At 42.3% G+C, this 5,651-nt stretch carries 2 protein-coding genes; both read right to left on the reverse strand.

The genetic code is table 11. The features are described from left to right. Positions 1-218: 218 nt before the first annotated feature. Complete coding sequence (locus EWV84_RS18255) at positions 219-2,918, reverse strand: DNA methyltransferase (RefSeq protein ID WP_287079181.1); 2,700 nt, start codon at positions 2,916-2,918, stop codon at positions 219-221. A 182-nt stretch (positions 2,919-3,100) separates the two neighbouring features. Beyond that, positions 3,101-5,488 (reverse strand): DUF3769 domain-containing protein, encoded by a 2,388-nt coding sequence (locus tag EWV84_RS18260; RefSeq protein WP_287079183.1) that lies wholly within the window; start codon positions 5,486-5,488, stop codon positions 3,101-3,103. Positions 5,489-5,651 lie beyond the last annotated feature (163 nt).

Below are 5,651 nucleotides of genomic sequence, written 5' to 3' on the forward strand. Positions count from 1 at the left end.
GAGTTAAAAGTTAAACTTCAAGTTTTTATTCAGGACGAATGTACTGATTAACTAATTTTTTGGGGAAAATTAGTTAACCCATCATTATAACATATAATTAATTTGCAAGAGTTCTATTCAAGCTGATGAACTAATCACCACCGAAAAGCCAACCAAACCAATGCACCGAGTCAGGGAAATTCAGATTGTTTCAATCTAGTGTAAGGCTTTGGAGTAATCTAAGAGTAAGGAGACCAGGGGCCGATGACGGTTTCTCCTCGCTTCTCTTTTTCTGCTAATTCCAAGTTTAAGGTTAATAATTTTTCTAAAATATCTTCGTCAGCTTGGAAGTGATAGGCCTCCATTACTAGCTTATCTAATTTCTGATGGAGTTGATACAGTTGGCTACTGGGTTCGTTAAAGAATTGGTTATATAGTTTGGTGATTCCCCATTGTTTTTTTTCCATCTGTTGGCTGCGGTATTCGTGTAATTCGTTGGCGGTTTGACGGATTTTTTCGACAAGTTCCTGTAAAGGTTTCTGGGGAAAAGGGAAGGTTTCAAAACAGGTGTTAGGAGTATAGCGAGTATCGCCTTTGAGAGTTGAACTTTGAGCTTTTACCCAAATTCGATGTATATTTGATGTTAAGATACCGAGAATGTAGAAATCATCAGAGGCTACAACAGTAGTTGAGTCAGCAGGAAGCCATTCTTTTTTAGCCGGAAGGAAAATAAACCATTTAGAATGTCTAGGAATACTAAAACAACAAGTTAAAGATTTAATTGCTGTTCTCATTTCAGGGCGAGGACGTAAAAATATCCACCAAAAATCACGTGCTTTCTTATCACGATTTATTTCTCTTTCTGGCTTAACAGTTAATTTAATATGCTCAAAAGGTAGTTTATATTCACTAGCATCTTCTAAACTCATATTGTTAAAATCAATAATCCAGCGGCTAGGTTTTCCATGAGGATTGTCAGTTAAATCACCAGCAGAGGATGATAATTTTAAAACCTCTTTATTCTTAAGATCATTTTCGATCCATTTTTCCGCTTGCTCACTCTTAATATAAAATCCCTTACCAACTGGTATCACTCCTTGAAAACTAATATTTTTGTTGGCTAATAGTCTAACTGCTTTTGAAACATCTACAGTCGCTTTTAAAGAAGAATTAATCTGAGAAACTGGATGATTATCTAAATAATAACTTACTGGTTCAATTTTACTCCAATTGACAATACTAACATGAACATTAGCCTCACCAGACCAAGGCTGAGTAGAAATCGCTTCATGAATGTGTCCACCATTGTGAGTAATATAATCCAACGCTGCTACACGACTTTTTCCTTGACTAATAGAATTAGTTCCGACTAAACCTGCCCTTCCTTTTTCATCTAATTGATTATGTGTTAGACGAAACCAATAGGAACAAAAATCAACCGAGTCTTTAACCTCAGAAAACCTCGCAAATACCCTATTAACATAATCATCACTGAGATTTAATCTCATGTTTTTCCCTCCTAAAAATGGAGGATTACCGATAATTGCGTCTGCTTTTTGCCAATCCGTAAACAAAGCATCAGCACAAATAATATTACTATCCAAAGTATCCAAAGGTAAAGAAGCTTCCGTCAAATTAAACTTATCAATCGCCACCTTTCTGGCAATCATTAAAGTCACCCGCGCTAATTCTACAGCAAAAGGATTAATATCCATACCATAAAACTGTTTAGGCGTAACAAAACTAATCTGTAACTGCTCACTAGCAGAACGACGACGGTTAGCAATCTTTTCAATTAATAACTGTTCAATGCGCTTTAATTCTTGATAGGCGACATAGAGAAAATTACCCGAACCGCAAGCAGGATCAAGTACCTTATACTGCTGTAATTCTAACTGAAGTGTATTTAACTCGCCAATCGTCCCAGCTTGCTCAATTCTTTCCTCCCAGTAACGGCTAATAGTTGGGCGAACAATTTTCATAATATCCGCTTCTGAGGTAAAGTGCATTCCGTAGGTGTGGCGTTCTTCAGCATTAGCCGTCCCCTCAAAAATATTACCAAAAATTGCCGGACGAATCTTACTCCAATCCTGACGCGCCGCCACATCCAGAAACTCTAATTCGTTATTAGTTAATTCAATCGGATGAATTATACTAAACAGTCCCCCATTAAAATAATCCACTCCCTGATACTTACCAGCGGGGGTAATTCCTGGTTGGTTCATCTGTTGAAACAATCCCCCCAAGACATCATAAGAATTGCCACCATTTAGACATTCTTTCACACAAGAAATAAATAAATCTCTCGGTAACAATCCTCGATCCTCAGCAAACATTGCTAATACGCACTGCAAAATAAATCGCTGCGCCGTCAACTCATCAAAACCGCTTTTATGACCGCGTTTTTTTAACAGTTGAAACAACTCACCCATGCGCCGCGCCGCCGTTTCTGTAATCTCGACTTGATTATTCTGAAAGATAGGGGTACGATTCCCTACTTCCATAAAATTGAACGCACTCACCCGATTTTTCAAATCGTTGAGATTTACTCGATCTACCGGTTCATCTATTTGAAGATCAAAATCAAAAATCCAGAACTGATCAAAATTACATAATAAGACATAGCGAGGGCGATTAGGAACCAATCGACTCCAGTATTCAAAAGCTTGGGGATAGTGCTTACTTAAATCTTCTCCTCGCTTTTTCATTTCAATTAAAACACGAGGTTTCCAAACTAAATCAGCAAATCCGGTTTTACCTTTCTTGCTACCTTTAGTAATCGCCTCCTCATAGGTTGCACCCGCTTCTAACGCACCTTTATGACCAAAAGCTCGAAAGAAACGGTCTAGGAAAATCTGGGCTTCTTTCCTTTCTTTGCCAGTAATATGCTGCTGACAAAAATCAATAAATTCCTGTAAGTTTTCAAGAGTAGTAGTCATACTAAATCCGTTTTTAATCCTGTGATTAACTGCCGATCTAACTTTAAAAACCCAGTTATGGATTGTTTTCCCCCCATCCCCTATCCCCTATCCCCTATCCCCTATCCCCTATCCCCTATCCCCTATCCCCTATCCCCTATTCCTTCTCCTGTCTCCTGTCTCCTGTCTCCTGTCTCCTCAGCTTAACGGGTTACTCCATCCACCACCGGACGGACATCGCTGCCCTCAAAATAGCCGGGGTTGCCTGTCCAGTTGAAATCCGAGACGCGGATGTTGAGTATTCCCAACTGCAGCACAGGGTTATAGCGCAAAATTAAACTATAGGTGCGACGACTCCATTCGAGAAAATATTCTGTACTGATTTCCTTGGCTTGATCGATACTGTAAATACTCTGGAAACCCACACGAATCGGACCATATACCTGTTGAGTTATACCATAGGACATTGTTTGTTGATCAACAAAGCGATCGAAGAAAAAGGGTGATTGTCCGTTAACTAAACCCTGACTAAAACTGATATTAAACCCGGTATAGTCGAAGAAATTGCGGGAAAAACGCCCAAACTGCCCTAATAATCCCACGGTTCCCGTGACGGAATTTTGCGTCTCTCCGTTAGTGTAATAACTGGTGACACCAGTGACACCAGTGACAATAGCAATATAGGGTTGAACGGGAAGAGGAGAAAATCTTAAACCTTGGTCGGGAGTCGGTGGTAAAGTAAGGGCAGACCAGAGTAAAAAACTGCGATTGAGAGAGACAGCACCCTGAAAACGGCTTAAATTAGTAACATTATCCGTTGCATTGGCCGCTAAGAGATTACTGCGATCGGTGGGTGCGTTGATATTCTGAACAGAAGCTTGATAACTGAGTCTAATATCCGTATTCGGGACGACAATCACAGGTGAGGTCAAAATTGCCCCAAAACTGCTATTAACCGTCTGAAAACCTAAAGAACCGTTAAAGAGACGCTCGCGATAATTGTACTCCACATTGAGCAGATAGGGATCCTGCAACTGTCCGATCGTCTGTTGAAAGCGAATTTTAGAACGAACACTATTTTCGATCTGTTCCAAATCTAAATTAGAAAAAGAAGCTGTCGCTTGCAAAAACGAGCGCTCGCCAAAATTAGTGGCAAAATTGCCCAATAAACCAAAAGCTTTCGGACTAAGGGCCGAAACTTCCCCACCTCCGGGGTTAGCTGAGGGAAAAGCATCGGGATTAAGGACTTTTTGAATTAAATATTGCGGTGTCAACTCAAAAATAGTCTTCGGTGTCTCCACTAAAGTTAGGGGACTTTCTACGAAAAATCCGCCCCTATCCTCCCCATCATAGCCCGGAGCAATTAAAAAAGGACGACGACGACGGCGATCGAAAGTGAGACTATTAATAAAAGTGGGTGCCACTACCCGTTGATCGAAAACCAACTGGGAATTACTCATCCGCAACTCATCGGTAAAGGGGCCGGTACTGCGAAAAGTGGCGGAATTAGCCCGAACTTCCAATTCAGGGGGGGAAAAAGGGTCATTGGTCAGACGCACATTAGTGGCATTCCACACCTTACCATCAAAATTCAAGCGTTCGGCCTGAAAACGGACACGATTAATCGTTCCTCCCGAGGGACTACTAATATTCTGTCGATCGCGTCGACTGGGATCCTGTCCCCCGACGACAAATTGAAAACCCTCTCCCGTGGTGATTCTCTGCAAGGGTTGATTTAATGCCAAACGATCGGTTAGAGTTGCAAAAGAACTACCGGCCCCCACATCCGTGGGCAGCGTTTGTCCTAAATCCCTAGCGGTGCTGGGTTGAAAAATCTCCCCATTAGCATTAAATACCACACCGCTATCCTGGACGAAATAATACTCAAAGCGATCGCCGCGCAGGATCTGATCTCCCCGGGTTAGGATCACCTGGCCCTCCGCTACCGCTAACTTTTCGGGAAGATTAATCTGTAAGCGATCGGCCGTTAGTACACTTTGGGCAAAACGCAGGGTGACATTACCTCTAGCGGTGATAATCTGCCGATTTTGGTCAAATTCCTGCTCATCGGCCACCAATTCTAGAGGCCTTTCCTCTTCTGGATTAGCGGTCTGATCTAGGCCGTTATTGAGGGAAATCAAGTATTCTTGGCTGGTTTTTTCGCCTTTTTTCCGCACTAATAGCCGAGTTGAGCCATTTTTCTGGTTAAGAGCCTTTTGATTTAATCCTGACACTATCTCGGTTTCGGGATGAATGGTGACATCAACGGCCGCGGGGGGTGGAGAATTCTGGATAGAAAGGGGTTTTCCTAAAGCTGCCGCATTACCTGCACTACTAGGTAATGGTTTGAGGGGAATACCCTCATCGGGAACCAAGGGTTTTACCTCGACGGTTTCCGGGGGTGGAGTGACGGTGAGGGGAATAGAAACGCTCTCTTCTGAAAGCTTTTTTGCTTCTAGAGGTGCTGGGGTGACAGGGAGGGGAACTACAGACGTGGGACTATTTTCTGAAACTTGGCGCTCCTCCGTTTCGGGTTCAGCTACAGTATTAATTAGGGCAGGTGGTTCAACAGCTAAGAGAAAAAAAGACATGACTGCACGAGTCGGCGATCGAAATAGAGGACGAGCGAACCTCATTGACATCCTCGCCGCCCTAAAAGTGCGGCGATTCCTAAACCTCACGATTTAAGTTTCTGCTTCCACCACCGTCGCATACCACAGTTAAAAAACCATGTACTGTCTTACACAGAGTCCA

Source organism: Microcystis sp. M_QC_C_20170808_M3Col (assembly GCF_007095505.1).
GTDB lineage: Bacteria > Cyanobacteriota > Cyanobacteriia > Cyanobacteriales > Microcystaceae > Microcystis.

Excerpts from the sequence above, each read along its gene's own strand:
- EWV84_RS18260 (WP_287079183.1), bottom strand. The coding sequence starts at position 5,488 with ATGTCTTTTTTTCTCTTAGCTGTTGAACCACCTGCCCTAATTAATACT.
- EWV84_RS18255 (WP_287079181.1), bottom strand. The coding sequence starts at position 2,918 with ATGACTACTACTCTTGAAAACTTACAGGAATTTATTGATTTTTGTCAG.